The sequence below is a fragment of the Rhodococcus qingshengii JCM 15477 genome (assembly GCF_023221595.1).
In the GTDB taxonomy this organism is placed as follows: domain Bacteria; phylum Actinomycetota; class Actinomycetes; order Mycobacteriales; family Mycobacteriaceae; genus Rhodococcus_F; species Rhodococcus_F qingshengii.
Genome location: NZ_CP096563.1, coordinates 2,827,208 through 2,853,381, shown reverse-complemented (window position 1 = coordinate 2,853,381; position 26,174 = coordinate 2,827,208). Strand labels below are relative to the sequence as shown.

The following is a 26,174-nucleotide window of genomic DNA, read 5'->3' as shown; positions in this document are numbered from 1 at the left end:
CTTTTTGGTAGTCATCGCTACCAAAAAGGCGCACAGGGGGCGTCAGCCCCTACGAGCCTTCCGCGGCTGGTTGCGGCGAGCAGCGCGCTTTTCCTTGATGCGAACGTTCTCGGCCCGCACCTCGGCCTGAACAGCGCGTTCCTTTTCGAGCCATTCGGGCTTCTCTTCGAGGAGTGCGGCGATCTGATCCGTGGTGAGTGCTTCTTCGACGCCGCCGCGGGCCAGGCCGGCGATCGATACGCCCAGCTTGGCTGCGATGACCGGGCGAGGGTGCGGTCCGGTGCGTCGCAGCTCCAGCAGCCACTCCGGCGGATCGGTCTGCAGAGCGGTCAGCTCGTCACGAGTCACGTCGCCTTCCTGGAACTGCGCAGGTGTTGCTTCCAGGTACACACCCAGCTTCTTGGCAGCCGTCGTCGGCTTCATCGTCTGGGGAGTTTTGTTCGACGTCATGCAACAAGAGTAACCAGCCGATACGGGTGCTTTTACCAAGGCGGTAGCCTTGCCTGGTGACAGACGCGGATAGTCAGGCAATTTTTCGACTCGCGTACGCCCCGGGGGTGACGCCCACCAAGTGGGTCCGGGTGTGGCACGAGCGGCTCCCCGAGGTGCGTCTGGAACTTGTTCAGTTCCCGGTTCTCGAACTCGAAGCTGCACTTCGCGCCGGTGAAGCAGATGCAGGTTTGGTTCGACTGCCGATCGACCGGACCGGCATCAGCGCCATCTCGCTGTACGCGGAAACCCCGGTGGTGGTGGTACCGAAAGATCACGTATTCACTACTGTCGATCAGATTTCCGTCGACGATCTGGCCGACGAGATAGTGCTCGATCCTCTCGACGACAGACTCGACTGGCCGACCCGTCCCGGAAAGACCGCCGCCGAGCGACCAGCGACCATCGCCGACGCCATCGAGTTGGTGGCCGCCGGCGTCGGAGTTGTCGTGGTTCCCCATTCGCTGGCGCGGTTCCACCATCGCAAGGACCTGACCTTCCGTCCGGTGGACGGTGCGCCCGAGGCTCCTGTGGCTTTGGCATGGATGGAGTCCAAGACCACAGATCTGGTCGAGGAACTGATCGGCATCGTGCGGGGCCGAACGGCACAGAGTTCCCGCGGACGGAACGGCGAGCCGGCCGAGAAGATCAAGGGCTCCGTCAAGGCCAAGATCGCGGCCCGCGAGCGTCGCGCAGAAGCTGCCAAGAACGGGCAGAAAGCTAAGGGCGCCGGCACCGCGAAGAACATATCCGGACGCAACGCCGGTTCCGGTAAGGCCAAGGCGGGCGGCAAATCAGGCAGCGGGAAGTCCGGTGGGACCAAGAGTTCGGGTGGCCGGTTCTCCGGAAAGCAGAAGGGCCGCTAGGGCTTCAACTGGCAACTCGGAGGATCGCTGCCGGACAACGCTGAACTGATCAGGCGCGACAGACTCGGGCTGTGGTCTCGCGAATTGGCGCATCGTCGAACTCCGTCGAGCATGATGAGAGTATGACTCCCGCGAGTTCTTCAGCCCTCGACGAATTGGTAGCGGCACTCCCCGAGGGAGCCGTCCTGCTGGATCCGGACGTGACCGCGGGCTACCGCCAGGACTGGGCCGCCGACCCGACCGCCGGCCGTCCAGCTGCCGTGGTTCGCGCTACGTGCACCGAAGACATCCAAACCGTGATGCGATGGGCAACCGCCCACCGCGTTCCGGTGGTTCCCAGAGGTGCCGGCTCGGGCCTTTCCGGTGGATCCAGCGCCGTCGACGGTTGCATCGTGGTCAGCACCGAGCGAATGCGACAGATCACGATCGACCCGGTCGCCCGTGTGGCGGTTACTCAGCCCGGCTTGATGAATGCGGAGGTCAAGAAAGCCGCCGCAGAGCACGGACTCTGGTACCCACCTGACCCGTCGTCCTTCGAGATCTGTTCCATCGGCGGCAATGCAGCCACCAACGCCGGCGGACTCTGCTGCGTCAAGTACGGAGTTACCACCGACTACGTTCTCGGACTCCGGGTCGTGCTGGCGGACGGTACAGCTGTCAGCCTCGGAGGTCCCCTGCTCAAGGACGTCGCCGGACTCTCACTCACCAAACTGTTCGTGGGCAGCGAGGGCACTCTCGGCATCATCACGGAAATCACGTTGCGTTTGATTCCCGCGCAGCCGCCCGCATCAACCGTCGTCGCGTCGTTCGACTCGGTACAAGAAGCTGCCGACGCGGTCTTGGCGATCACCAGCAACATGCGTCCGGCGATGCTCGAGTTCATGGATCACGCCAGTATCAATGCTGTCGAGGATTCGGTACGCATGGGTCTGAACCGCAAGGCTCACGCACTACTGCTCGCGCAGTCCGACGCACCCGGCGCGGCAGGCGTGCTGGAAATCGAGACGATTGTTCAGGCGTGCGAAAACAACGGAGCCACCGAAGTATTCGCCACCGATGACCAGGCCGAAGGTGACGCTTTTGCGGCGGCACGGCGAGCGGTGTTCCCGGCCGTGCTCGCGATGGGAAGTCTGCTTCTCGAAGACGTGGGCGTTCCCATGCGCGCACTCCCCCAGCTGGTAACCGGGGTCGAAGCCATCGCAGACGACCTCGACGTCCTGATCTGCACGGTGGCGCACGCCGGAGACGGAAACACCCACCCGCTCATCGTCTTCGACCCCGCAGACCCGGACATGTACGAACGCGCACAGATCGCATTCGGACGGGTGATGGATCTCGCCATCGCGCTCGGCGGCACGATCACCGGCGAACACGGGGTGGGTCGACTCAAGCGCGACTGGCTGCCGTCACAGTTGGGTGAAGACGTCATGGCCCTCAATCGCAAGGTCAAGGATGCGCTCGACCCGCTGGGAATTCTCAATCCCGGAGCGGTCATTGCCGTGAAAGAAGGCTCTCTCGACTAGCTTTCACGTCGATGTCGAACGAGTTACGTCATCGAGGAACCGTCGGGCTGACCGAACGGACCAGCTCGGCCAGCTGACGGAATCCTTCTGCTCGGCCACTCGACGAGCGGAACACGACGCCGATCGTGCGACCGGGAGCTGGCGAAGCGAAACGCGCCGTCGACAAGTCCCCGCGTCGAACCTCCACTGCAACAGCCGATTCCGGGACCAAAGTCACCCCGAGTCCCCCGGCCACACATTGCACGACTGTCGCGAGAGAGGTAGCCCGCGTGTCGCCGGCAAGCGGATGGGCGTCTACCGAACGGCACAGATCCAACGTCTGGTCACGCAGGCAGTGGCCGTCGTCGAGCAAGAGCAACGGCAGCGCGTCGAGCACGTCCGCCGTGAGATCGACACGTCCGGCCAAGGAATGATCGTTCGGCACGACCATCACAAAATCCTCTTCGTACACAGGAACTTCCACCAGGCCAGGTGTTCCGGCAGGAAGCGCCAACACCGCGACGTCGAGCGCTCCCGATCGCAGTGCATCGAGTAGGCGCGCCGTTTGATCCTCGACTATTTGCGGCGCCAACGACGGCAGCTTCTCGCGCAGCTCCGGCAACAACCCCGGAAGAATGTAGGGCGCAACGGTCGGGATCAACCCGATGCGTAGCGGTCCGGTCAGAGAGTCGCCGGAGCCGGCCGCGCTCGCGACGAAACCGTCGGCAGCTTCGAGGATTTGCTTGGCCTGACCGAGCAAGCGCTGTCCGTCCGCGGTCACGAGCACACGCCGGGTACTGCGTTCGATCAGTTTGACCCCTAGTCCCGCCTCGAGAGCTGCCAGCGCCTGCGACAGTGTGGGTTGGCTCACACCGGAACGCGCTGCGGCAGTACCGAAGTGCCGGTACTCGGCCACAGACACAAAGGCACGCAGCTGTGACAAGGAAGGTTGATAAGTCTGATCAGACATGCCTATCAGTGTAGTGCCACCCATCACCTTTACCTTTTGAACGGTTTGATGCAGAATGGACTCATACCAAAAAGCGCCGGTCACAACCTCGACGCTCCAGTCGAAACCGTCCGACCCGCTGACGGTGACAAACCCTCTCGATCCAGCACGTTCGGCCGTCACAGTCCGAACAGCCGGATCGTGTGCGCAAGAAATTCCTGTTCACGAGACACGTAGGAGAATGAGACACATGGCTCTGCTCACAATCGGCGACCAGTTCCCCGCTTACAACCTCACGGCTGTCATCGGCGGCGACCTGTCCAAGGTCGATGCCCAGCAGCCCGATGACTACTTCACCACCGTCACCAGTGACGACTACGCAGGCAAGTGGCGCATCGTCTTCTTCTGGCCCAAGGACTTCACCTTCGTGTGCCCCACCGAGATTGCTGCATTCGGCAAGCTCAACGAAGAGTTCGCAGACCGTGATGCTCAGGTTCTCGGCGCTTCCGTCGACAACGAGTTCGTGCACTTCCAGTGGCGTGCACAGCACGAAGAGCTCAAGACCCTCCCCTTCCCGATGCTCTCGGACCTCAAGCGCGAGCTTGCCGAGGCCACCGGCGTCCTCAACGCCGACGGCGTTGCAGACCGCGCGACGTTCATCGTCGACCCCAACAACGAGATCCAGTTCGTCTCCGTCACAGCCGGTTCCGTCGGCCGTAACGTCGATGAGGTTCTCCGCGTCCTCGACGCTCTCCAGAGCGACGAGCTGTGCGCATGCAACTGGAAGAAGGGCGACCCGACCATCAACGCCGGCGAGCTCCTGACTGCGAGCGTCTGAGTATGAGCGTCGAGAACCTCAAGAACTCGCTTCCGGAGTACGCGAAGGACCTCAAGCTCAACCTGAGTTCCATTGCGCGCACGACGGTCCTGAACGAGCAGCAGTTGTGGGGAACGCTCCTCGCAACGGCCGCAGCCACCAAGTCTGCGTCCACGCTCAAGGAGATTGCTTCCGAGGCTGCCGACAACCTGTCGGCAGAGGCATACAACGCCGCTCTCGGCGCAGCGTCGATCATGGGCATGAACAACGTCTTCTACCGCACCAAGGGCTACCTCGACGGTAAGTACGACGACCTTCGTGCCGGCCTGCGGATGAACATCATCGGCAACCCGGGCGTCGACAAGGCCGACTTCGAATTGTGGTCGCTTGCAGTGTCCGCGATCAACGGCTGCAACCACTGCCTCGAAGCTCACGAGAACACCCTCCGCCAGGAAGGTGTCGACCGCGAGGTCATCTTCGAAGCGATCCGCGCCGGTTCCATCGTCGCGGGTGTCGCACAGGCTGTCGAAGCCAACGAGATCCTCTCTGCCGCACAGGTCTGATCACTCGGACCTGAGTGCAGTTCGACGAGCCCTCCCCACCGTGAAGGTGGGGAGGGCTTTTCGCGCGCTAGGGTGGACCGATGGGTATCGAGGTGAGTGTGGTCCGGGTCTTCACGGACGAGAACGGCAAGCACGGGAATCCGCTGGGAATCGTCGACGCGTCCACGGTTGCAGAATCGGATCGACAAGCCGTCGCGAAGGAACTCGACTACAGCGAGACCATCTTCATCGACGTTCCGGATGACGGCGCCTCGCGTGCGCGGGTCCAGATCTTCACTCCGGCAGCAGAACTCCCCTTCGCCGGACACCCGACCGTCGGTGCCACGTGGTGGCTGGGCGAACAGGGCCGTCGCGTGAGCGCCCTCGACGTTCCTGCCGGCAGTGTCGACGTCCGCCAATCCGGCGCTTTGACGTGGGTACGCGCGCGTGCCGAATGGGCACCGGAATTCGCGATCTATCCGATGGACACGGTGGACGACGTCATCGACGCAGATCCGTCCGACTACGAGGCGGATCATTCGTATCTGTGGGCATGGCAGGACAAGCTCGAAGCTGCCATCCGCGCACGCATGTTCGCACCGGTGATGGGAATCGCCGAGGACGAGGCGACCGGATCTGCAGCGCTGCGCATCACGGACCGATTGAGGAAATCATTGCTCATCACCCAGGGACGCGGATCGGTCCTTCACACGACCTTCTCTCCGGAAGGTTGGCTCGAAGTCGGCGGCCGCGTCGTCGCCGAGCCGTCACGAACCTTGTGAGTACCCGGCGGGATTGCGTCCGGCCTCGAGGTCACGTGCACTCAGTGATACCGAGATCTCGTCACCGAGCGCAACTCCCGGAGCGAGGGGCAACTGATCTCCACTCCAGAACTTGCCCGGGTCGAACCAGTTGACACGACGATTACCGACGAGCAGACCCATCGCTTCATAGGTCTTGGCAACCACTTCGGCGCAGTAGGCGCTCTCGACGGCTACTGCCGATACGTCGGACTTCTTGCGCAGCTTCGGGATTCGGCCGCCGAACCAGCGCGAAGCAAGCTTGGCCGTCGACGGGAAAGGCGTACCGTCCAGCCGCGCGATCGTCTGGAGCAGAGCGTCTTCCTGCTCCCGGGTGATCTCGTGGTCGAGCTGGCGCAACCATCCACGCTGCCCGTACTTGGCGCCCCAAACCTGAACGGCCGATCGCAGATCGTGCAGTTGGACACCACGCTGGAAGCGTCCGGTCCACATGTCCTGCAGCGAGTGACCGAGTTCCGCATGCCACATCAGCGGCGGAAGGTCGTCGATCACGACCGACATTCCGACGTGGTTGACCGGGCTGTTGGTCAGCGTCTGGATGGCCCGGTCCGCCGTCGACTCTCCGCGGAAGATCCAGATGTCGCCCGTGCGGGTCGCCGCGGCGGCCTCGTCGAGACTCACCTGCGAAAGCAATCGTCGGTCCATGCCTCTAGCGTAGAGGGATGAAACTCACGACTCCTCTGCGCGCCTCGCACGTTTGGAAACTGGTCGGCCTCGCCGGTGCAATGGGCGTTGCCGCCACCGGGGTTCTCGTTGCGCGCGGCGAACGCCAGCGTCGGGCCTACTCTCCGGACGAGATTCGCTCGGTGCTACACGAGCGCTACACCCAGGCGTACGCCAAGCAGTCGGAGCAAGAGGTTCTGGAACTGGAACCTGCGCCCAACGCAGTGCGGCGCCGAATCGAGAAACTCTTTCGGCGCCGCAGCTGACTTCAGCCGAGGGCTGCGAGGATCCCCGCGGCCATCTCGGCGACCTGATCGTCGGTCATCACAAACGTCGGCGAAATCTGCATCGCACCCTGACCCGCGGCGCGACCCGAAATACCGTGCTCGCGAAGCGTCTTCACGAACGGCAACGCCTCCGCCGGATCAGCCAACTGCACTGCCGCGACCGCACCGAGCCCACTACGAACCTCCGCCACCCGCGGATGCTCCGCCAGCGGCTGCAGATGCGTATGCAACGACGCCTCCAAACGCTTCGACTCCGCGAGCAGATTCTCACGCTCGAGAATGTCGAGGTTCGCCATCGCCGCCGCAGCAGCACCGGCATGCCCGCCGTAGGTGTACCCATGGCGCCACCACGAACCGGCATAGAACGGCTCCGCCACCCGCGGCGCGATGAACACCGCACCCATCGGAACGTAACCCGACGTCAAACCCTTTGCCGTGGTCATCATGTCCGGCTGCAAATCGAAACGGGTGGACGCGAACCACTCACCACCGATCCGGCCGAAACCGGTCACGACCTCGTCGACGACAAAGAGGATGTCGTGCTCACGGCAGATGTCACGCACCTCGGCCAGATACCCCTCCGGCGGAAGATACACCCCACCCGCACCGATGATCGGCTCCGCGAAGAACGCCGCGATCTTGTTCGCACCGACCCGCTCGATCAACTCGAGCAGACTCTTCGCATCATCCCAGCCGACCGTGGCCGCATCCGCCATCAGCTCGCCGTACCCCTCACGGTTCACCGGAATACCAGCGAGAGCCGTTCCCGCAACATGCATTCCGTGGTACGCCTTCTGACGACCGACGATGATCGCCTTCTCCGGCTGCCCCACCTCGTGCCAGTACCGACGAGCAAGCTTCGCCGCAGTGTCCACCGAATCCGAACCACCCGAAGTGAAGAAGATCTTGCTCCCGGCAACCGGCGCGATGGCCGCCAGACGCTCCGCCAACACCTGCGTGGTCTCGGGAACAAAATCACCGAAATTCGAGAAATGAGCGATCTTCGACAACTGAGCCGCCACCGCGTCCGCGATCTCCGTGCGCCCGTGCCCGACATTGGTGAACCACAGGCCCGCCGTCGCATCCAGATACCGAGTGCCCTCGCGGTCCCAGATGTACGCGCCCTCACCGCGAGAGACGACAAACGCGCCGTTCTTCTCCACAGCGCCCATGTCCGCGAACCCGTGCCACAATGCCGAAGCCATCATTGTCCCCTTCGAATACAAACGATGCTGGTGTGCAAACGATGTGCTGCGACTATATCGACACCAGGAATCCGCGCATGACGGCGCTCGCCCGGCACCGGCATTTCCGGGCGCACCCGTAATCTGTCGACCATGACTTTTGCCGACAATCTCGCCGCACTGCCCACCATCGATCATCTGGCCGCCATCGAGGTACTCGACGCCGACGGAACCGTCGTCGACACCGTGGAGAACAAGCCCGGAAAGTCCGGCTCGGTCAAGGTGTACAACCATCTCGCTCAGGTCTACGGCGCGCTGACACCCGAAGCCGCCTCGGCAGGATTGACGATCTTCGCCGAGCACACCGAGGACGCGCGGGCGAACCCGGGCAAGCACCCGAACGTGGACCGACTCGATCAGGTGCTCGCCTCCGGCAATCCCCTAGGACTTCGCAGCGTTCCGTCCGCGTAGCCCGGCGCCCAACCGTCCGACGGCATTGACTGCCAACGCCATCAGGGCCATCGCGATGCCCAGTACGACGAATCCGATGAACAGGGCCAGATAGCCCTGGTGGCGCGGATCCATGAACGGGTAGGGATACCAGTCGACGATCGAACCTCGGATCAACGTGTACACGCCGTACACGACCGGGAACAGCAACCACTGCAGTGAACGTGCTTCGGAGATCCTGTGCCTCGAGGCGAAGAACACCCAGTCGAGCAGCATGACCAACGGAAGAATCCGATGCAGTGCCGAGTTGATCCAGGCATCGTTCAAATTGACGTCGATATCTGCCAGGAGGACGGCATAGATGATGCCGGTGATCACCATGTACAGCGTCACCGCCCCTCGGATCGACTGCCACGCCTGCGATTGTGGATCTCGAATTGCACCGACCAGCAACACGATCACCGCAAGAATGTTGCTCTCGATGGTGAAGTAGCTCAGATAGTTCGACAGAGACAGCTCAGCCGCGTCACGGATCGGGATCCACAGCAAAGCGGCAAGTCCGAACACAGCAAACAACAGTCTCAGGGCTCGCACGGCGATCGGCGTCGACAAGACAGGCACCGATGACTCATTTGCGGTATTTGTCGTCACTGGTCGATATTTGCACATCAGCACGATCTGCGAGCGGTAGTTGTGAACGCGTTCGATAGGCTGTCATCAGCATGTCTACAACACCACCGGCCCCGCTCTCCCCCAAGCGGAGTGACCTGAAGAGCGCGCTGGCGCAGGTCTCACTCCGCGACGAGAGTCGACTCCGTCGCAAACTCGACCGTGCCCGCACACCAGACGCTTTGGTGGCGCTGGCCGAGGAAATCGAAACGGCGCGCACGCGGTTGGCCGCACGCTCCGCCAATGTTCCCGCAGTCTCGTATCCGGAAGCTCTGCCCGTCAGTCAGCGCAAGGACGACATCGCGACCGCGATCTCGGAGAATCAGGTAGTCATCGTCGCCGGCGAGACTGGCTCGGGTAAGACAACCCAGATCCCGAAGATCTGTCTCGAACTCGGACGTGGCGTCCGCGGTTTGATCGGACACACACAGCCGCGCCGGTTGGCAGCACGCACCGTTGCCGAACGTATCGCCGAAGAACTCGACACCGAACTCGGCGACGCCGTCGGATACACCGTGCGGTTCACCGACCAGGTCTCGGACCGCACCTACGTCAAGCTCATGACCGACGGCATTCTCCTCGCCGAAATTCAGCGCGACCGTATGCTCCGACGCTACGACACGCTGATCATCGACGAAGCGCACGAACGCAGTCTCAACATCGACTTCATCCTCGGTTACCTGGCTCAGCTGCTCCCCCGCCGACCCGATCTCAAGGTCATCATCACGTCGGCGACCATCGATCCCGAGCGCTTCGCCAAGCACTTCGCTGTCGACGGTAAGCCCGCGCCGATCGTCGAGGTATCCGGGCGAACATTCCCTGTCGAAATGCGTTACCGGCCACTGACCGTCGAATCCGGCGACATCACCTTCGACCGCGATCCCGTCGACGCGGTCTGCGAGGCGGTCGACGAGCTGAGCGCGGAGGGCGAAGGCGACATCTTGGTCTTCCTCTCCGGCGAACGCGAAATTCGCGACACCGCAGATGCTTTACGCGATCGGCGTCTTCGCAACACCGAAATCGTCCCGCTGTACGCGCGGCTGTCTGCCGCCGAGCAACACAAAGTGTTCTCGCCGCACACCGGCCGACGCGTCGTCCTTGCCACCAACGTGGCCGAGACCTCGCTGACCGTTCCCGGCATTCGGTACGTCGTCGATCCGGGAACCGCGCGCATTTCGCGATATTCGGTGCGCACCAAGGTTCAGCGGTTGCCGATCGAGCCCATTTCGCAGGCGTCAGCTCGTCAGCGTTCCGGGCGTTGCGGCCGCGTCGCCGAAGGAATCTGCATCCGCCTGTATTCCGAGGAGGACTTCGAGTCACGGCCGGCATTCACCGAACCGGAGATCCTGCGAACCAACCTCGCATCCGTGATCTTGCAGATGACGGCCCTCGGCCTGGGCGACATCGCGGCATTCCCCTTCGTCGAACCGCCGGACCAGCGTGCCGTGAAGGACGGAATCGGACTCCTCGAGGAACTCGGCGCCATCGCGCGAGGTTCCGAGGCCAGCCACCCCGAACTGACGCCGGTCGGCCGCGAGCTGGCCCAGATTCCGGTGGATCCGCGAATGGCACGGATGCTGGTGGAAGCCAAGAACAACGGTTGCCTTCACGAAACCCTTGTCATCGTCGCGGCGTTGTCCATCCAGGACGTTCGCGAGCGGCCCGCCGAGTTCCAGCAAGCCGCCGACGAAAAGCACGCCCGCTTCAACGTCGAGAACTCCGACTTCCTGGCCTACCTGAAACTGTGGGACTACTTACGCGAACAACGTAACGATCTGTCCTCCAACCAGTTTCGCAAGATGTGCCGGAACGAGTTCCTGCACTGGCTCCGCATCCGCGAATGGCAGGATCTGCACGGGCAACTCCGGCAGATCACCCGCGGTCTCGGCTGGACAGTGGGAGAGACACCGGCAAGCGAGAACGCGATCCATCAGTCGCTCCTTGCCGGGTTGCTCTCGCATATCGGGCTACGCGAGGGCGAGAAGCGGGACTACCTCGGCGCCAGAGGCAGCCACTTCGCGATCTTCCCCGGATCGGGACTGTTCAAGAAGCCACCACGCTGGGTCATGGCCGCCGAACTCGTGGAAACGTCGAGGCTGTGGGCGCGCATGTCCGCGCGTATCGAACCCGAGTGGGCTGAAAAGCTCGCCCCGCACCTGGTGAAACGGACCTATTCCGAACCGCACTGGTCCTCCAAGCGCGGCTCGGCGATGGCATACGAGCGGGTCACTCTCTACGGAGTTCCTCTGGTAACCGGCCGCGCAGTGACGTACTCACGAATCGATCCCGAGGCCTCTCGCGATCTCTTCATCCGCCATGCGCTCGTGCAGGGCGAATGGCAGACGAACCACAAGTTCTTCCACGAAAACCGTGCACTCCTCGACAACGTCGAAGAACTCGAGAACCGCGCGCGCCGACGCGACATCCTCGTCGACGACGAAACTCTCTACGAGTTCTACGACGAACGTATCGGCCAGGAAGCCGTATCCGCCAAGCATTTCGACCAGTGGTGGAAGACCGAGCGGCGCAAGAATCCGAGTCTGCTGACTTTCACACCGGAAACGGTGGTCAACTCCGACGCAGCTGCAGTACTGGGCGGCGAGTACCCGGACGCCTGGCGCCAAGGCGACATGCAGTTTCCACTCACTTACCAATTCGAGCCGGGAAAGGACGACGACGGCGTCAGCGCGCACATCCCGGTCGGCCTGCTCGCGCAACTTCAGCCGGTCGGCTTCGACTGGTTGGTCCCCGGTATGCGCGTCGATCTCGTTACCGCTCTGATCAAGACGTTGCCCAAGAACATTCGACGCGCTGTCGTTCCGGCTCCGGATTATGCCGCCGCAGCATTGGCAGCAGTCAAACCTCGATCCGAGCCGTTGATGACCGCAATGGCCCGCGAACTCTCGCATTTGGGCGGGATCCAGATCGACGCCAAGGACTTCGATCCCGCCGCGCTGCCCGACCATCTTCGGATGACATTTGTCGTCGAGGACGAATCGGGCAAGGTGCTCGCGAAGGGTAAGGATCTGGCGCAGCTACGACGCACACTCGCCCCGCGCGTGCAGAAGGAAGTGGCCAAGGCGGCAACCGGAACCGAACGGGCAGCGGCAACCGTCTGGACATCCGAAACGCTGGGCGCATTGGAACAGACCATCACTCGCTCCATCGGCGGACAGCAGGTGACCGGCTACCCAGCTCTGGTGCCGGAGAACGGCGGAGTTGCCGTTCGTGTCCTGAGTACGCCGGCCGCGCAGGCGCAGGCGATGAGGGAAGGTACGCGGGCGCTTCTCCTCGCGGCCGTTCCCACCCAACTCAAGGCAGTGACCGCCGGCTTGTCGAACACTCAGCGTCTGGCTCTCGGCCAGAATCCGGACGGCGGCTTGGAGGCCCTCGTCGAAGATTGCCGGGTGGCAGCTGCCAACGAAGTGATTGCGGCCCACGGTGGACCGGTACGCACGCCTGAAGCGTTCGATGCCCTGGTGAAGATCGCACGCTCCGAACTGGCCGGACGCGTTTCCGCGATCCTGCGCATGATTGTTCCGATCCTCGAACAAGCACACCAACTGAGCGTCGTGCTGGACCGCTCGCGCGGCGAGGCAGCCGACGACGTCCGAGAACAGCTGAACTCACTGCTGTTTCCGGGATTTGTCGCCGAACTGGGATCGGCCCGCCTACGCGATTTACCGCGGTATCTTGCCGCAGCAAAATTCCGTCTCGAAGCTCTGCCCGCAAGTGCACAACGAGATCAGCAGGCTATGGATGTCCTCGACCGGGTGTACGCAGCGTACGACCGGTTGTTGAGTTCGCTTCCCGAAGAGCGTCGCACTGCTCGAGATGTCGACGCGATCAGTTGGATGATCGAGGAACTGCGCGTGAGCCTGTTTGCGCAGTCCCTCGGTACACCCACACCGATTTCCGAAAAGCGAGTCCTGAAAGCTATCGAAGCGATCAAGCGTTGATGTTCGGCGAGAATTGCGCGATCAGTAGATTGTCTGAATGTTGACGTTGGTGAGGAAACCGCCAAAGGTGGCAACAGTGTTGGCGAACCCGAGGGTTACCAGGCTGTTCACGACTCCGAGAACTGCAACTAAGTTCATAACGCCTCCGTGAAGATCCGAGATGCGGACGAACGTACCTGGTAGACACTAAGCGAATAACGTGCCCGATTTGTTCGATTGTTCGCTTTGTGTTCTCAGCGTTACCTAAGACCGCTCTGTGCTCTCAGCGTTATCTGAGGCGAAGGCCTCAGTCGACGGAAACGGTCTCGGCGCCGGGAGCCTTCTCGGCGGCACGGGTCTCTGCATGCTCGCGCATGTCGGTGATCTCACGTTCGAAATCCGCAGCCGAGCTGAAGGACTTGTACACCGATGCGAATCGCAGGTAGGCGACTTCGTCGAGATTTCGAAGCGGATCGAGGATCGCGAGCCCTACCTCGTTACTGGGAATTTCGGCAGAACCCGAAGCTCGAACGGCATCTTCGACCTGTTGGGCGAGCAAATTCAGCGAATCGTTGTCCACTTGGCGGCCCTGGCATGCGCGACGCACACCTTTGACAACCTTTTCTCGGCTGAAAGGCTCCGTGACGCCGCTGCGCTTCACGACCGAGAGAACTGCCGTCTCGACCGTGGTGAATCGGCGGCCACACTCGGGGCACGAACGGCGCCGCCTGATCGCCTGGCCCTCGTCGGCCTCGCGCGAATCGACCACTCGGGAATCAGGGTGCCGGCAGAACGGGCAATGCATCGGGGTTCCTTCGTTGTCGCCGAAATGGCCGCAACTCAGATTCGCTACCGACTGCAAATCCTCCGACGATTTACAGAGCAGATCCACGTACTCAACGCGACCACCCGAGGTGGTGGGACTGTCAAGTGGACAGCTTACTCGCTGTGAACGGACTGCTCTCACGCTCGGTACGCCCCCGCCTGGTACGGGGCAGGTCAGCGCCCCGAGGCCGGCACGATCAGCGTTTGTCCCACTAACAGTCCGGAACTCGACATCGCATTGAGATCCATGATCTGCTCGATCACCGAACCGACAGCCTGGCCAGGTGCAACCTTGGCAGCAATATCACTGAGGGATTCACCCGCGGCAACGCGAACCACTTCGGTCGCGCCGTTTGTCGCAGCTACGTCACCACTCGACAATGCGCCGATCCCCACCAACGCCAACACTGCGAATGCGGTGAATACGGCGCCCAGGAAAACCGTCTTCCAACTGACATCCTCGGCGGCCACTTCATGTTCGACCCGTGACACACCGACCCTGTTTCGGTGCGCGAAACTTCCTCCGTACGGGCGTGACGAATCGTGCTCGCTGTCCCACCGGCGAGGAGATTCGCGCAATGAACGCGAACCTGAAACCGCGCCCACCGCCGGAACCCGGCGAACGACGGCCGCCTGCGGTTCGTTGTCGACATCCCTGGCCACGCCATGCATTTCGGCCGCTCCGCGCCGTTCGAAGGACACAGCGTCTGCATCGGGCCCATAGAACGAGGGGTGGTACTTCAGTGCCGACGTACCGTCGAAACCAAACGCGTCGAAACCAATCGCGTCGTCGAAAACCCTGTTGCTTTTCAGTGCTGCGTTACCCATCGTGACCTCCGCTGGTCGACACCGATCGATGTGTTCGATCATGCGTTCGATGGAACGCATGTTCGAATTTCTACCACGCCTGGCCGACAATGTCTCTACTTGGAGCGACACGAATCGAACAGATGTTTGAAACCGCGAGCAAATCCGGCTAGATTCGTGTCAGACCACACAGCGGGAATTGCGAAAGCCTCCGTGTTTGTCGACAGCTCGAATGTTGGCAGGAGGCACCGACAGGTTTCTGCGCGACTTGCACCAGGCACTTTGCAGGCACTTTTGCAGGCAGTTTTCAGACACGACTTTTTCAGACACGACTTCTTCAGACACGACTTCTTCAGACACGGAGGCAACAGGCCATGAAGGACGATCGCTCCAGCACAGCCGCGGAGGCAGGAGCTTCTGCAGTTCCGTCTCCGTCGAGCGAGACGCTCACCGAGCGTCAGCGGCGCGTTCTCGAAGTGATCCGCGATTCGGTGACGGAGCGCGGGTATCCGCCGAGCATTCGCGAAATCGGGGATGCGGTGGGGCTTACCTCCACGTCGTCGGTCGCGCATCAACTGCGAACGTTGGAGCGCAAGGGCTTCCTTCGACGCGATCCCAATCGCCCTCGTGCAGTCGATGTTCGGGGTCTCGACGAGGTTGCGGCCGATACCGCCATCGCGTCGGTGTCGAAGCATTCCGGCGAGTACAACAGTGCCGACCCGCTGCCAGAGCCGGCGTTCGTCCCCATCCTGGGCCGCATCGCTGCCGGCGGACCGATCCTCGCCGAGGAAGCTGTGGAGGATGTGTTTCCACTCCCCCGCGAGCTCGTCGGCCAAGGTTCGCTCTTCATGCTCAAGGTTGTCGGTGAGTCGATGATCGATGCAGCGATCTGCGATGGCGACTGGGTTGTCGTCCGTCAGCAGAACGTCGCCGAGAACGGTGACATCGTGGCCGCCATGATCGACGGCGAAGCCACCGTGAAGACGTTCAAGCGTACGAAGAAGGAGGTGTGGTTGATGCCGCACAACGACCTCTTCGAGCCGATTCCCGGCAACAACGCCGTCATCTTGGGCAAGGTTGTCACGGTCATGCGGAAGATCTGAGTTCGCTCGCACCCTCGATCACAAGACTCTGGGCCCCGGCATCAGCCGGGGCCCAGAGTCTTTTCGTGACGATCAGCGGTCCATCACCCGAATCAGAGGTTCAACGAGCGTCCGATGATCTCCTTCATGATCTCGGTTGTGCCACCGTAGATGGTCTGCACACGAGAGTCCATGTACGCCTTGGCAACCGGGTATTCCTTCATGTAGCCGTAGCCTCCGTGCAGCTGGAGGCAGCGGTCGATGAGCTTGACCTGAGCTTCGGTGGTCCACCACTTCGCCATCGCAGCTTCCTGCACGGTCAGCTTCTCGGCATTGAGCTGCTCGATGAACTTGTCCACCAGGATGCGCACTGCCGTGGTCTCTGTTGCCAATTCGGCCAGTACGAATCGGGTGTTCTGGAAGCTGCCGATCGACTTGCCGAATGCCTTGCGGTCACGGCAGTACTGGATCGTGCTCTCGAGAACCGATTCCATTGCGGCGGCAGCAACGACGGCGATCGAGAGTCGTTCCTGGGGAAGGTTCTTCATCAAGTAGAAGAAGCCCATTCCCTCTTCGCCCAGCAGGTTGGCAGCGGGAACGCGTACGTCGGTGAAGCTGAGTTCGGCGGTGTCCTGAGCCTTCATGCCGATCTTGTCGAGATTGCGTCCTCGCTCGAAGCCGGGCATGTCCCGCTCGACCACGAGGAGGCTGAAGCCCTGAGCACCCTTGTCCGGGTCGGTGCACGCGACAACGATGATGATGTCGGCGTTGATTCCGTTGGTGATGAAGGTCTTCGAACCGTTGAGTACCCAGTGGTCCCCGTCGCGAACTGCTTTCGTCTTGATGCCCTGCAGGTCGCTACCGGTACCCGGTTCGGTCATCGCGATCGCCGAGATCAGCTCACCCGACGCGAATCCGGGTAGCCAACGCTGCTTCTGCTCCTCGTTGGTCAACTCCAGGAGGTACGGCGCCACCACGTCGTTGTGCAGCGTGAAGCCGATACCACTGAAGCCACCCTTGGTGGTTTCCTCGGTGATGATCGCGTTGTAGCGGAAATCCTTGACACCGCCGCCGCCGAATTCCTCAGGTACCGCGGTTCCCAGGAATCCCTGCTTTCCGGCCTCGACCCAGACGTCACGATCGACGATGTTCTGCTCTTCCCACTTCTCGTGGTTCGGTGCCACGTGCTGTGCCAAGAACTTCTGGTACGACTCCCGGAAGAGTTCATGTTCCGGTTCGAACAGGGTGCGCTCCACGCCGACTCCTTGCAATTCGATATACGGCACTTCAGTGATGTACCCGGTGGGGACGATGTACCCGGTCGGGATGTTTTCGCTGAGACTGGGCACGCCGAAGTTCGCGGGCCCACGTCACTGCCTCCGACGGTAGAACCTGTTGCGATACCCGTCGATGACCCGAACGATCACGATTCGTGACTGTAGCGGTTATCTGTTACTCGAAGTACGGAATTTGGCGAGGTATCGCATGATCGGGTAGGCGACCAGGATGCCGATCGACCCCCAAGCGATGCCGCCCAGCTCGACCGAACCAATGGTCAGCGTCAGGTTCCCGATGCCGGCAACCAGTGCGGCAGCGGCGACGGTCAGGTTGACCGGATCGGTGAAGTCCACCTTCGCTTCCATCCAGATGCGCACACCGAGAATGCCGATGAGTCCGTAGAGAACCATCGTCGCACCGCCGATGACGCCGTTCGGAACCGTGAAGACCAGTGCACCGAATTTGGGCGAAAATGCCAGGATCACGGCGGTGGCGGCCGCTACCCAGTACGCCGCGGTCGAGTACACACGCGTCGCTGCCATGACCCCGATGTTCTCGGCATACGTGGTGGTTCCGGATCCGCCGCCGGCGCCCGCCAAGGTCGTGGCGAGACCGTCTGCAAACAGCGCATTGCCGGCCAGATCATCGAGGGACTTACCCGTCATGGCGGACACCGCCTTGACATGTCCGACGTTCTCGGCGACCAGAACGATCACCACGGGCAGCGCGAGCACGATCACCGACCAGTCGAACGACGGTCCGTGCAGACTCGGCAGCCCGAACCAGTCGGCTTCGCGCAGAGCGGACACTCGTTCACTGTCGAGACCACCGATGACCGCGGCGAAGACCCAGCCGATCACGACGCCGACCAGAATGCCCAACCGGCCGAGCAGCCCGGGACCGACGACCGTGACCAGCAGGATCGAAACGAGCGTGACCGTGGCGATCAGCGGCTGCGATTCGAAGGAACCGACCGCCGTCGGAGCGAGGTTGAGACCGATCAGCGCGACGACGGCGCCTGTCACTACCGGCGGCATGACGGCGTCGATGACCCGGCTGCCGATCAGACGTACGGCGACGCCGATCAACATCAACACGATGCCGACGGCCATGACGGCACCGAGCTGCGCGGCCGGGCCCGATCCTGCCGACGCTGTCAGCGGGGCGATGAACGCGAAGGACGAACCGAGATAGCTCGGGATCCGGCCCCGGGTGATGAGCAGGAACAGCGCGGTGCCGATACCCGAGAACAACAGCGTCGTCGTGACGGGGAAGCCGGTGATGGTCGGAACGAGCAGTGTCGCTCCGAACATCGCGATGACGTGTTGCATCCCGATTCCGATGGTGCGCGGCCAACTCAGTCGTTCGTCCGGCGCCACGACGGCTCCGTCGGCGATCCGCTTGCCGTCTCCGTGGACAGTCCAGCCGATTCCGCCGGCCCCGGTCATTGTTTCTCGTTCGATCACAGGTCGAAATACTAGAGGTCAGGCGCTCGGTCTCCGACCGAGACCAACGAAACCAGTTCAGCTGATTGCGTCGGCCGCCGCTTTGCGCGCTGCCACCGGATCACCGGTTGCCAGCACCGCCGCCGCAGCCGCCTCACATTGCGCCATGGTGACTGACCCGACCTTCGCTCCCACACCCGCGACCGACGCCGCAGCGCACGACAGCGAGGAAACTCCGAGTCCGGCCAGAACACACGCCAACAGTGGATCGGCGGCCGCTTCACCGCAGACGCCGACGCGCTTGCCTGCCGCCTGACCGGCCTGGGCCGTACGTGCGACAAGGGCGAGCACCGCGGGCTGCCACGGATCGGTCAGGTCGGCGAGTTCGGAGGACATCCGATCAGCGGCCATCGTGTACTGAGCGAGGTCGTTGGTACCGATCGAGAGGAATTCGACGTGTTCGAGAATCTGGTCGGCCAACAGCGCCGCCGCCGGGATCTCCACCATCACACCGGGAACAAGATCGCGTGCCCGCACCGCATCGGCAAAACGTTTCGCCTCGGCCGGGGTGGCGATCATCGGTGCCATGACCCACGGCGACGAGTTGGTCGACGCCGCGGCTGCCGCGATCGCGTCGAGCTGGCGGTCGAGAATTCCCATGTCCTGCCAGGCGATTCGGACCCCACGAACGCCGAGGGCCGGATTCGCTTCCTCTTGATGGTTGGCGAATTTGAGCGGCTTGTCCGAACCCGCGTCCAACGTGCGAATGATGACCTTCTTGCCTGCGAAGGCCTCGAGAACTTCGGCGTAGATCGCCGCCTGCTCGTCTACGGTCGGTTCGGTCTCACGGCCGAGGAAGCAGAGTTCGGTCCGGAAGAGCCCGATGCCTCCCGCTGCGGTCAGCGCCGCGGCCCGAGCGCCGGCGCCGTCTTGAACGTTGGCGAGGACGTCTACCGGCCGGCCGTCCGACGTCCGGCCTGGTCCGGTCCACGTGCTGACGCGTTCACGATCGATCCGGGATTGTTCGACCAGTTCGCGCGCCTGCTCGGGATCGGGCTCCGCGATCACGTCGCCGGTGGTTCCGTCGATCAGAATCGGTGTTCCGGCCGCGATGGATTCCAGTTCCTTCGCGGCCACGATGCACGGGATGCCCAACTGCCTCGCGATGATTGCCGTGTGGCTGGTCGGGCCGCCGAAGATGGTCACGAGTCCGATGATCTTGGTTGCATCGAGGCCCGCGGTGTCCGCAGGAGCCAGATCGTCCGCGCACAGCACCGACGGCGTCTCGGGCATCGGAACTCCGGGTTCGGGCAATCCGGAGAGTTCGGCGATCACGCGGTCGCGGATGTCCTCGAGATCGGTGACGCGCTCGGCCATCACACCGCCGACCTTGGTGAACAGCACCACGAACTGCTCCGTCGCCGCGATCGCAGCCTGCACCGGGGGCACTCCGCCGGCGATCGACTTCTTTGCCGCCCCGATCCAGCCGCGATCGGCTGCCATCGCTGCGTTGGCCTGCAAGACCTCGGCGGCCGCGCCTGTGGCTTCGGCAGCCCGTCCGAGAAGGCGGTTCTCGACAGCCTTCGCTGCTGCGACGAAGGCGTCTGCAGCGGCCTCTCGATCGGCCTCGTCGAGTGCGGGCGCATCGGTGACGAGTTCTGGTCGGCTGGACGGCCAGATAGCCGGGCCGTAGGCAATTCCGGGCACGACGGGGGTGCCGTGCACGGTGATTCGGTTGAGCTGTTCGGTCATCTGTCCTCCTTGAGCGATGGGCCCGGTGTCACACCGGATCACCTCGAGCGCGTAAAGCCCTCACCTTCGTTGTGACGAAGATTACTCCCAAGTCTTGACATGTCAACACACTCGGGCGTAAAACAACATAAAGCAACATTCACTGTGATCCACAACGCACCGTCGGATCACATTTCGGAATCGGAGAGCACGTGTACGCGGAAGAACGCCAACAAGCGATCGGCACCATGGTGTCGCAGCGCGGACGCATGTCCGTGGCGGCGCTGTCGGAGACCTTCGGTGTGACCACCGAGACCGTGCGTCGCGACCTGGCCTTCCTCGAGCGGATCGGACAGATCAGGCGTGTACACGGCGGCGCCGTTCCGACCGGATCCCTCCACGTGACCGAACCGGGCATGGCGGAACGCGATCAGACCCGCGCGCAACAGAAGGACCGGATCGCCCGCTGCGCGGTCACCTATCTCCCTCCTACCGGCGGCAGCGTCATCTTCGACGCGGGCACGACCACGGGCCGCATGATCCCCGAACTACCGACCGAGAACGACTTCACGGCCGTGACCAATTCCGTGCCGATCGGCGCACGACTGGCATCGATGAACTCGATTTCCCTGATCCTGCTCGGCGGACGAGTACGCGGGGTGACGCAAGCCGCGGTCGGCGAGGACGCTCTACGCCTGCTGAGCACGTTGCGGGTCGACGTCGCCTTCGTCGGAACCAACGCGATCAGCGTCGGGCACGGACTCTCCACCCCGGACAGCGAAGAGGCCGCCGTCAAACGAGGGATGGTCAAGGCCGCCAATCACGTTGTCGTGGTGGCCGATTCCAGCAAAGTCGGCCGCGAGCACTTGATCAGCTTCGCACCACTCGACAGCATCGACGTCCTCATCACCGACGAAGAGATCAGTCCCACAGACACATCCGAGTTCCACGACCACGGAATCGAGGTGGTGATCGCATGATCGTCACACTGACAGCCAACCCGAGTATCGATCGGACCGTACAACTCGAGCAACGGCTCGAACGAGGCTCCGTCCTACGCGCCCACTCCACTCGCAGCGACCCCGGCGGCAAGGGGGTCAACGTGGCGCGTGTTCTCGCCGCAGCCGACCTCGACGTGCTCGCGGTGCTGCCGGGAAACGGTGGTGACCCTCTGCTCTCGGCGCTCGCAACCGGTGGGATTCCCCACATCGGCGTCGCCACAACGGGTCCGGCTCGCACCAACATCACCATCGCGGAACCGGACGGGACCACGACGAAGATCAACGAACCGGGCGCAACGCTGTCCGGTTCGACGCTCGACGCCCTGGCACAGGAGTTGATCGCCCGCGCCGATACCGCACTGTGGTTCGCGCTGTCCGGCTCACTGCCTCCCGGCGTTCCGCTGGGGTGGTACGGCGAACTGGTCGCCGCGCTGCGCGATCACCCGTGCAAGGTGGCGGTCGACACCTCGGACGCCCCACTGACGGCACTCGCCGAAGGCTTCCCCGGCTCGGCACCTGATCTGCTCAAACCCAACGGCGAGGAACTCGCGCAACTGACCGGCGTCGACGGCCACGTCCTCGAACGTGCTGCCGAGAACGGTGATCCCGGGCCTGCGATCACGGCGGCACAGCGATTGGTCGATCGCGGCGTCGGCAGTGTGCTCGCCACACTCGGCGCAGCCGGTGCCGTCCTCGTCACGTCCGACGGCGCGTGGATCGCCACCGCTCCCCCGATTGTCGCAGTCAGTACCGTCGGCGCAGGCGATTCGTCGCTGGCCGGCTACATCCTCGCCGAAGCGGGCGGCGGCTCGGAATCCGAGCGGCTACGTCACGCGGTCGCCTACGGAAGCGCCGCTGCCTCCCTTCCCGGCACAACCCTTCCCACACCCGAACAGATCGATCTGGCAGCGGTTTCGGTATCTGCAGCAGATGCCGCCTCTCCCATCCCCGTCCCCACCGAACTCGCCTGACGCCCTAAGGAACCTGACATGTCCGATACCACCGCAGCCGGCAGTTCCGGCCCGGAGATCATCAGTCCCGAACTGATCTCACTCGACACCGACCTGGGTTCGACCAAGGAAGATGTCATTCGTTCTCTCGCAGCGCGATTGACTGCAGCGGGACGGGCGAGCGACGCCGCGGGACTGGTCGATGCCGCACTCGCTCGCGAAGCGCAGTCCGCGACCGGACTGCCCGGCGGAATCGCAATTCCCCACTGCCGCGCCGAGGCTGTCTCGTCCGCGTCCCTGGGGTTTGCTCGACTCGATCCGAAGGTCGACTTCGGTGCACCCGACGGCCCCGCCGATCTGGTCTTCCTGATCGCGGCACCCGAAGGCGCCGGGGCCGAGCACATGAAGCTGCTCTCCTCCTTGGCCCGAGCACTCGTCAGGCCCGCGTTCGTCACGTCACTTCGTGAAGCGTCGACGCCGGACGAGATCGTGAGACTGGTCGACGAGGTACTCAATCCCGCACCGAAGGATCCTGCAGCAAATGCTGCGGCAGCGACACCCCCGGCACCTGTTTCCACCGGGAAACACGCTACCGAGGAGACCCCGGCACCAGCGCCCGCGGAGCGTCACATCGTCGCGGTCACCGCCTGCCCGACCGGAATCGCTCACACCTACATGGCGGCGGACTCACTCGTCGCCGCGGGTGAACGCGCCGGCGTCAAGGTGCACGTCGAAACGCAAGGTTCGAGCGGAAGCACCCCCCTTGACCCTTCGGTGATCGCGGGAGCCGCCGCGGTCATCTTCGCCACCGACGTCGGAGTGAAGGGCCGCGAACGATTCGCCGGTAAGCCCGTCGTCGCTTCCGGTGTGAAGCGGGCAATCAACGAGCCGGACAAGATGCTCGCAGAAGCGTTGCGCGCCTCCGAGAATCCCGCCGCCGCCACCGTTGACGGCACCGCCGCAGCGGCCGCGGATTCCGATGCCGGTTCCGTAGGGTTCGGCACCCACCTCCGTCAGGTCCTCTTGACCGGTGTCAGCTACATGATCCCGTTCGTCGCGGCCGGCGGTCTGCTGATCGCACTCGGCTTCCTGCTCGGCGGATACGAGATCTCCGGTCCGGCCAAGGACATCGTTCTCAACAACTCGATCACCAACCTTCCCGACGGTGGTCTGGCCACCTATCTCGGCGCAGTGCTGTTCCAGATCGGTTCCTTGGCATTCAGCTTCCTGGTGCCCGCCTTGGCCGGCTACATCGCCTTCGCCATCGCCGACCGGCCTGGCATCGCTCCCGGCTTCACAGCCGGCGCGGTCGCCGTGTTCGTCGGTGCCGGTTTCATCGGCGGCTTGGTCGGTGGTCTCATCGCCGGTGTCGTCGCGCTCTACATCGGCCGGATCGCCGTCCCGCAGTGGCTGCGAGGCCTGATGCCGGTGGTGATCATTCCGCTGTTCGCGACGCTGGTCGTCGGAGCACTGATGTTCATCGTCCTCGGGCGTCCGCTCGCCGCGATCACCTCCGGTCTCACCGACTGGCTCAACGGACTGTCCGGCAGCTCGGCCATCTTCCTCGGCATCATTCTCGGCCTGATGATGTGCTTCGACCTCGGTGGACCGGTCAACAAGGCGGCTTACGCCTTCGCCGTCGCCGGACTCAACGTCAACGACCCGGCCACTTTGCGCATCATGGCGGCTGTCATGGCTGCCGGTATGGTTCCGCCGCTTGCCATGGCACTTGCCTCGACGGTGCTGCGTCCCAAGCTCTTCAGCGAAGCCGAACGGGAGAACGGAAAGGCTGCCTGGTTGCTGGGTTCGGCATTCATCTCCGAGGGCGCGATTCCGTTCGCCGCTGCCGACCCGCTTCGCGTGATCCCCTCGATGATGGCGGGCGGCGCGGTCACCGGCGCGCTGATCATGGCTTTCGACGTCACTCTCAGCGCCCCGCACGGCGGCATCTTCGTCTTCTTCGCAGTCGGCGGAATCGGCTGGTTCCTGGTCTCGCTCGCCGCGGGAACCGTGGTAGCTGCGCTCGCCGTCGTCGGAGCCAAGGAGTTCTTCCGCAAGGGGCCGTCCGATGCCGAACTCGACCCCGAAATCGTGCCCGCTGCGGCATGATCGACAGCAGGCAACACTGCAGTCACCACCTGAGTCACCAGATCTGCCCGAACACCCCATAACGTCCGCAACGACAGTTCTACAACGAGGAGATCCCATGCCCAGCAAGACAGTTGCCGTCGGTTCCGCAGTCGGCCTCCACGCCCGCCCCGCCGCTCTCATCGCCGAAGCAGTCGGAGCCTCCGGCGCCACGGTCACCCTCGCAGTCGCCGACGGCGAACCGGTGGATGCAGGGTCGGCACTGATGATCATGACGCTCGGAGCCGCCAAGGACACCGAAGTAACCATCGAGTCCGACGACGCCGACGCACTCGCCAAGGTCGCCGAGCTGGTAGCCGCTGATCTCGACGCCTGACCCGATGTCAGTCGGTGCTGTGTAGCGGGCCGGACACTCTCACGGAGTCAGTGCGAGTGTCCGGCCCAGCCAGTCCATTTCGAGTTCCAGAGCAGTGCCCCACACATCACCCGAGTGCCCGCCGGGAAGGGTGTAGTAGTCCACGTTCATGTCGGCGGCGCGTGCAGCCTCGAACATGATCTCCTGCTGAGGGCGGTAGATGTCGTCGTCCTCACCCGCGACAAATACACCCGACAACTGCGGATACCGATTCTGCGCCATCAGGTCTCGGGCGTTGACCGCGTCGAACGCGCTTTCGTCACCGTCGAACATGGCCGCCACGGTGTCCTCGTGATCACCGGTCGACGGTTCGTCCTGCCCGGAGAAGTCCAGGAACGACGGGTATCGGTCCGGGAAGTTCACGGCCATCTCGATCGCGCATGTCCCGCCGTAGGAGAACCCACCGATAGCCCATTGCGCAGCGTCCGGATTCACTTGAAGGTTCGATTCGATCCAGTTCGGGACGTCCTGGTCCAGATACGTCGCGACGTTGCCGAGGGCAGAATCCATGCAGCCGGGGTTGGCGTCGTAGTCCCCCAACGCGTCGGGCACCACCACGACGGGAGCAAGCCCGAAATGCCTCGACGCATAGGCGTCGACGGTGGTCGCGAGCCGGCCACTGTCCAGCCAGTCGCTGGGGCTGCCGGGCTCACCCGCCACCAACACCAGTACGGGCAACTCGGCACGCGGATCGGCAAGATAGGCCGGCGGGAGATACAGCGTCGCAGGCCTCGCGTCGAATCCCGAAACGTTTCCTGGAATCGCCGCTTCCGTCACGACACCGTTGCTCGGCATCCGCACCGGAACCTGCCAATGAGTTTCGGTGGGCAGTCCCCGTTGAACCCAAGGTTCGGCCCCGGGGAGCGAATCGAAGGCAACGTTCTCGACCGAGCCCACCGGCCAGTGCCCGACCAGTGAGCCGAGTGTGGGATAGGTGCCGGTCTGCGCGTTGACCTGACCTACTGCGACGATCGCGGCCAGCCCGGCGAATGCCGTCACCGAAAGGCCACGCGCAAGCCCTGGGCGCCGAAGGAGAACGAGTGCGGCGCCGATGACTCCGAACATCGCCAGCGCTATCCAGACAAAATTCGACGCCGGTAGCTGCGCGGGCAGCGGCCGAAAGCTGAGCCACACGAACGTCGCACCGGTGGCTGATCCGAGCACTGACAGACCTAGCGCGACCAACGCGGCCCTACGCGGCAACCACCGAAGCAGAAGCAACGTGCCGACGCCGACGATGACGGAACCCACGAGCAGCGCTGCGGTGATGTGTCCGTGCTCGAGTGACATACGCGAGAGCCGCGTCAGGAGTTGATGCCCGTGCATTCGTTCCAGTATCCACATCTACCGTCGGTCTGCGAATTCGTGGAATTAT

General features: G+C 63.2%; 24 protein-coding genes. 13 read left to right on the top strand and 11 right to left on the bottom strand.

Annotated elements, in window-relative coordinates; translation table 11 throughout:
- Positions 1-42: 42 nt before the first annotated feature.
- Positions 43-450, bottom strand: a complete 408-nt coding sequence (locus M0639_RS13140; RefSeq protein ID WP_007732807.1) for a DUF5997 family protein — start codon at positions 448-450, stop codon at positions 43-45.
- A gap of 56 nt (positions 451-506) precedes the next feature.
- Between M0639_RS13140 and M0639_RS13135 the strand changes: the two genes are divergently transcribed.
- Both M0639_RS13135 and M0639_RS13130 read left to right on the top strand, forming a co-directional pair.
- Positions 507-1,355 carry a LysR substrate-binding domain-containing protein gene (locus M0639_RS13135; RefSeq protein WP_003942255.1) on the top strand — a complete coding sequence of 283 codons (849 nt, stop codon included), beginning with the start codon at positions 507-509 and terminating at the stop codon, positions 1,353-1,355.
- 122 nt (positions 1,356-1,477) lie between these two features.
- Positions 1,478-2,878: an FAD-binding oxidoreductase gene (locus M0639_RS13130; protein ID WP_064075588.1), complete on the top strand. Its 1,401-nt coding sequence runs from the start codon at positions 1,478-1,480 to the stop codon at positions 2,876-2,878.
- 28 nt (positions 2,879-2,906) lie between these two features.
- Here the strand turns inward: M0639_RS13130 and M0639_RS13125 are convergent, their stop codons facing one another.
- Positions 2,907-3,827 (bottom strand): hydrogen peroxide-inducible genes activator, encoded by a 921-nt coding sequence (locus M0639_RS13125; RefSeq protein WP_042920013.1) that lies wholly within the window; start codon positions 3,825-3,827, stop codon positions 2,907-2,909.
- Positions 3,828-4,056: 229 nt separating this feature from the next.
- On the opposite strand from M0639_RS13125, the gene M0639_RS13120 reads away from it, so the two are divergent.
- From M0639_RS13120 to M0639_RS13110, 3 genes are all read left to right on the top strand, one after another.
- The gene (locus M0639_RS13120) at positions 4,057-4,644 is read left to right on the top strand and encodes a peroxiredoxin (protein WP_003942119.1); all 588 of its coding nucleotides are present in this window, start codon (positions 4,057-4,059) and stop codon (positions 4,642-4,644) included.
- Between the two features lie 2 nt (positions 4,645-4,646).
- Entirely contained in the window at positions 4,647-5,186 is a 540-nt protein-coding gene (gene ahpD, locus M0639_RS13115; RefSeq protein WP_003942122.1) for an alkylhydroperoxidase, AhpD family, read from the top strand.
- An 80-nt stretch (positions 5,187-5,266) separates the two neighbouring features.
- Complete coding sequence (locus M0639_RS13110; RefSeq protein WP_003942237.1) at positions 5,267-5,947, top strand: PhzF family phenazine biosynthesis protein; 681 nt, start codon at positions 5,267-5,269, stop codon at positions 5,945-5,947.
- On the opposite strand, the gene M0639_RS13105 is transcribed toward M0639_RS13110, so the two are convergent.
- A complete protein-coding gene (locus tag M0639_RS13105; RefSeq protein WP_064075589.1) occupies positions 5,933-6,631 on the bottom strand; it encodes a hypothetical protein in 699 nt (232 codons plus the stop codon). The two genes, M0639_RS13110 and M0639_RS13105, sit on opposite strands and share 15 nt — an antisense overlap.
- A gap of 17 nt (positions 6,632-6,648) precedes the next feature.
- On the opposite strand from M0639_RS13105, the gene M0639_RS13100 reads away from it, so the two are divergent.
- Positions 6,649-6,915, top strand: coding sequence for a hypothetical protein (locus M0639_RS13100; RefSeq protein WP_064075590.1), 267 nt, complete (start codon positions 6,649-6,651; stop codon positions 6,913-6,915).
- 2 nt (positions 6,916-6,917) lie between these two features.
- Here the strand turns inward: M0639_RS13100 and M0639_RS13095 are convergent, their stop codons facing one another.
- A complete protein-coding gene (locus M0639_RS13095; protein WP_063315392.1) occupies positions 6,918-8,141 on the bottom strand; it encodes an aminotransferase family protein in 1,224 nt (407 codons plus the stop codon).
- A gap of 132 nt (positions 8,142-8,273) precedes the next feature.
- Between M0639_RS13095 and M0639_RS13090 the strand changes: the two genes are divergently transcribed.
- Positions 8,274-8,591 carry a DUF2322 family protein gene (locus M0639_RS13090; RefSeq protein WP_054188522.1) on the top strand — a complete coding sequence of 106 codons (318 nt, stop codon included), beginning with the start codon at positions 8,274-8,276 and terminating at the stop codon, positions 8,589-8,591.
- On the opposite strand, the gene M0639_RS13085 is transcribed toward M0639_RS13090, so the two are convergent.
- The gene (locus M0639_RS13085; RefSeq protein ID WP_064075592.1) at positions 8,562-9,191 is read right to left on the bottom strand and encodes a Pr6Pr family membrane protein; all 630 of its coding nucleotides are present in this window, start codon (positions 9,189-9,191) and stop codon (positions 8,562-8,564) included. The genes M0639_RS13090 and M0639_RS13085 overlap by 30 nt on opposite strands.
- Before the next feature lie 101 nt (positions 9,192-9,292).
- Here M0639_RS13085 and hrpA point away from each other — a divergent pair, with 101 nt between their 5' ends.
- The gene (gene hrpA / locus M0639_RS13080) at positions 9,293-13,198 is read left to right on the top strand and encodes an ATP-dependent RNA helicase HrpA (protein WP_064075593.1); all 3,906 of its coding nucleotides are present in this window, start codon (positions 9,293-9,295) and stop codon (positions 13,196-13,198) included.
- Positions 13,199-13,484: 286 nt separating this feature from the next.
- Here the strand turns inward: hrpA and nrdR are convergent, their stop codons facing one another.
- Both nrdR and M0639_RS13070 read right to left on the bottom strand, forming a co-directional pair.
- Positions 13,485-13,982, bottom strand: a complete 498-nt coding sequence (gene nrdR / locus M0639_RS13075) for a transcriptional regulator NrdR (RefSeq protein ID WP_030535543.1) — start codon at positions 13,980-13,982, stop codon at positions 13,485-13,487.
- A 194-nt stretch (positions 13,983-14,176) separates the two neighbouring features.
- Positions 14,177-14,890, bottom strand: coding sequence for a LysM peptidoglycan-binding domain-containing protein (locus M0639_RS13070; protein WP_064075594.1), 714 nt, complete (start codon positions 14,888-14,890; stop codon positions 14,177-14,179).
- A gap of 293 nt (positions 14,891-15,183) precedes the next feature.
- On the opposite strand from M0639_RS13070, the gene lexA reads away from it, so the two are divergent.
- Positions 15,184-15,912 carry a transcriptional repressor LexA gene (lexA, locus tag M0639_RS13065; protein WP_007735195.1) on the top strand — a complete coding sequence of 243 codons (729 nt, stop codon included), beginning with the start codon at positions 15,184-15,186 and terminating at the stop codon, positions 15,910-15,912.
- A 92-nt stretch (positions 15,913-16,004) separates the two neighbouring features.
- On the opposite strand, the gene M0639_RS13060 is transcribed toward lexA, so the two are convergent.
- The 3 genes from M0639_RS13060 to M0639_RS13050 form a co-directional block, all read right to left on the bottom strand.
- On the bottom strand, positions 16,005-17,147 hold the full coding sequence (locus tag M0639_RS13060) for an acyl-CoA dehydrogenase family protein (RefSeq protein ID WP_007735194.1): 1,143 nt from the start codon (positions 17,145-17,147) through the stop codon (positions 16,005-16,007).
- Between the two features lie 189 nt (positions 17,148-17,336).
- On the bottom strand, positions 17,337-18,617 hold the full coding sequence (locus M0639_RS13055) for a uracil-xanthine permease family protein (protein ID WP_020907537.1): 1,281 nt from the start codon (positions 18,615-18,617) through the stop codon (positions 17,337-17,339).
- A gap of 75 nt (positions 18,618-18,692) precedes the next feature.
- Positions 18,693-20,366, bottom strand: a complete 1,674-nt coding sequence (locus tag M0639_RS13050; protein ID WP_050655800.1) for a putative PEP-binding protein — start codon at positions 20,364-20,366, stop codon at positions 18,693-18,695.
- A 191-nt stretch (positions 20,367-20,557) separates the two neighbouring features.
- On the opposite strand from M0639_RS13050, the gene M0639_RS13045 reads away from it, so the two are divergent.
- The 4 genes from M0639_RS13045 to M0639_RS13030 all read left to right on the top strand — a co-directional run bounded on the left by M0639_RS13045 (position 20,558) and on the right by M0639_RS13030 (position 24,760).
- Positions 20,558-21,325, top strand: coding sequence for a DeoR/GlpR family DNA-binding transcription regulator (locus M0639_RS13045; RefSeq protein WP_064075595.1), 768 nt, complete (start codon positions 20,558-20,560; stop codon positions 21,323-21,325).
- Positions 21,322-22,317 carry a 1-phosphofructokinase family hexose kinase gene (locus M0639_RS13040; RefSeq protein WP_064075596.1) on the top strand — a complete coding sequence of 332 codons (996 nt, stop codon included), beginning with the start codon at positions 21,322-21,324 and terminating at the stop codon, positions 22,315-22,317. The genes M0639_RS13045 and M0639_RS13040 overlap by 4 nt, the downstream gene beginning before the upstream one ends.
- A gap of 18 nt (positions 22,318-22,335) precedes the next feature.
- On the top strand, positions 22,336-24,405 hold the full coding sequence (locus M0639_RS13035) for a PTS fructose transporter subunit IIABC (RefSeq protein ID WP_064075597.1): 2,070 nt from the start codon (positions 22,336-22,338) through the stop codon (positions 24,403-24,405).
- Between the two features lie 97 nt (positions 24,406-24,502).
- Positions 24,503-24,760, top strand: a complete 258-nt coding sequence (locus M0639_RS13030; protein ID WP_003942144.1) for an HPr family phosphocarrier protein — start codon at positions 24,503-24,505, stop codon at positions 24,758-24,760.
- A gap of 39 nt (positions 24,761-24,799) precedes the next feature.
- On the opposite strand, the gene M0639_RS13025 is transcribed toward M0639_RS13030, so the two are convergent.
- The gene (locus M0639_RS13025) at positions 24,800-26,125 is read right to left on the bottom strand and encodes an alpha/beta hydrolase (protein ID WP_231915020.1); all 1,326 of its coding nucleotides are present in this window, start codon (positions 26,123-26,125) and stop codon (positions 24,800-24,802) included.
- Positions 26,126-26,174 lie beyond the last annotated feature (49 nt).

Bases quoted from the DNA above. Each gene is read 5' to 3' on its own strand.
- M0639_RS13095 (WP_063315392.1), bottom strand. From the start codon at position 8,141: ATGGCTTCGGCATTGTGGCACGGGTTCGCGGACATGGGCGCTGTGGAG.
- M0639_RS13090 (WP_054188522.1), top strand. From the start codon at position 8,274: ATGACTTTTGCCGACAATCTCGCCGCACTGCCCACCATCGATCATCTG.
- M0639_RS13140 (WP_007732807.1), bottom strand. From the start codon at position 450: ATGACGTCGAACAAAACTCCCCAGACGATGAAGCCGACGACGGCTGCC.
- M0639_RS13130 (WP_064075588.1), top strand. From the start codon at position 1,478: ATGACTCCCGCGAGTTCTTCAGCCCTCGACGAATTGGTAGCGGCACTC.
- nrdR (WP_030535543.1), bottom strand. From the start codon at position 13,982: ATGCATTGCCCGTTCTGCCGGCACCCTGATTCCCGAGTGGTCGATTCG.
- M0639_RS13055 (WP_020907537.1), bottom strand. From the start codon at position 18,617: ATGACCGGGGCCGGCGGAATCGGCTGGACTGTCCACGGAGACGGCAAG.
- M0639_RS13125 (WP_042920013.1), bottom strand. From the start codon at position 3,827: ATGTCTGATCAGACTTATCAACCTTCCTTGTCACAGCTGCGTGCCTTT.
- M0639_RS13025 (WP_231915020.1), bottom strand. From the start codon at position 26,125: ATGCACGGGCATCAACTCCTGACGCGGCTCTCGCGTATGTCACTCGAG.
- M0639_RS13030 (WP_003942144.1), top strand. From the start codon at position 24,503: ATGCCCAGCAAGACAGTTGCCGTCGGTTCCGCAGTCGGCCTCCACGCC.
- M0639_RS13100 (WP_064075590.1), top strand. From the start codon at position 6,649: ATGAAACTCACGACTCCTCTGCGCGCCTCGCACGTTTGGAAACTGGTC.
- hrpA (WP_064075593.1), top strand. From the start codon at position 9,293: ATGTCTACAACACCACCGGCCCCGCTCTCCCCCAAGCGGAGTGACCTG.
- M0639_RS13050 (WP_050655800.1), bottom strand. From the start codon at position 20,366: ATGACCGAACAGCTCAACCGAATCACCGTGCACGGCACCCCCGTCGTG.
- M0639_RS13040 (WP_064075596.1), top strand. From the start codon at position 21,322: ATGATCGTCACACTGACAGCCAACCCGAGTATCGATCGGACCGTACAA.
- lexA (WP_007735195.1), top strand. From the start codon at position 15,184: ATGAAGGACGATCGCTCCAGCACAGCCGCGGAGGCAGGAGCTTCTGCA.
- M0639_RS13035 (WP_064075597.1), top strand. From the start codon at position 22,336: ATGTCCGATACCACCGCAGCCGGCAGTTCCGGCCCGGAGATCATCAGT.
- M0639_RS13110 (WP_003942237.1), top strand. From the start codon at position 5,267: ATGGGTATCGAGGTGAGTGTGGTCCGGGTCTTCACGGACGAGAACGGC.
- M0639_RS13105 (WP_064075589.1), bottom strand. From the start codon at position 6,631: ATGGACCGACGATTGCTTTCGCAGGTGAGTCTCGACGAGGCCGCCGCG.
- M0639_RS13070 (WP_064075594.1), bottom strand. From the start codon at position 14,890: ATGCGTTCCATCGAACGCATGATCGAACACATCGATCGGTGTCGACCA.
- M0639_RS13120 (WP_003942119.1), top strand. From the start codon at position 4,057: ATGGCTCTGCTCACAATCGGCGACCAGTTCCCCGCTTACAACCTCACG.
- ahpD (WP_003942122.1), top strand. From the start codon at position 4,647: ATGAGCGTCGAGAACCTCAAGAACTCGCTTCCGGAGTACGCGAAGGAC.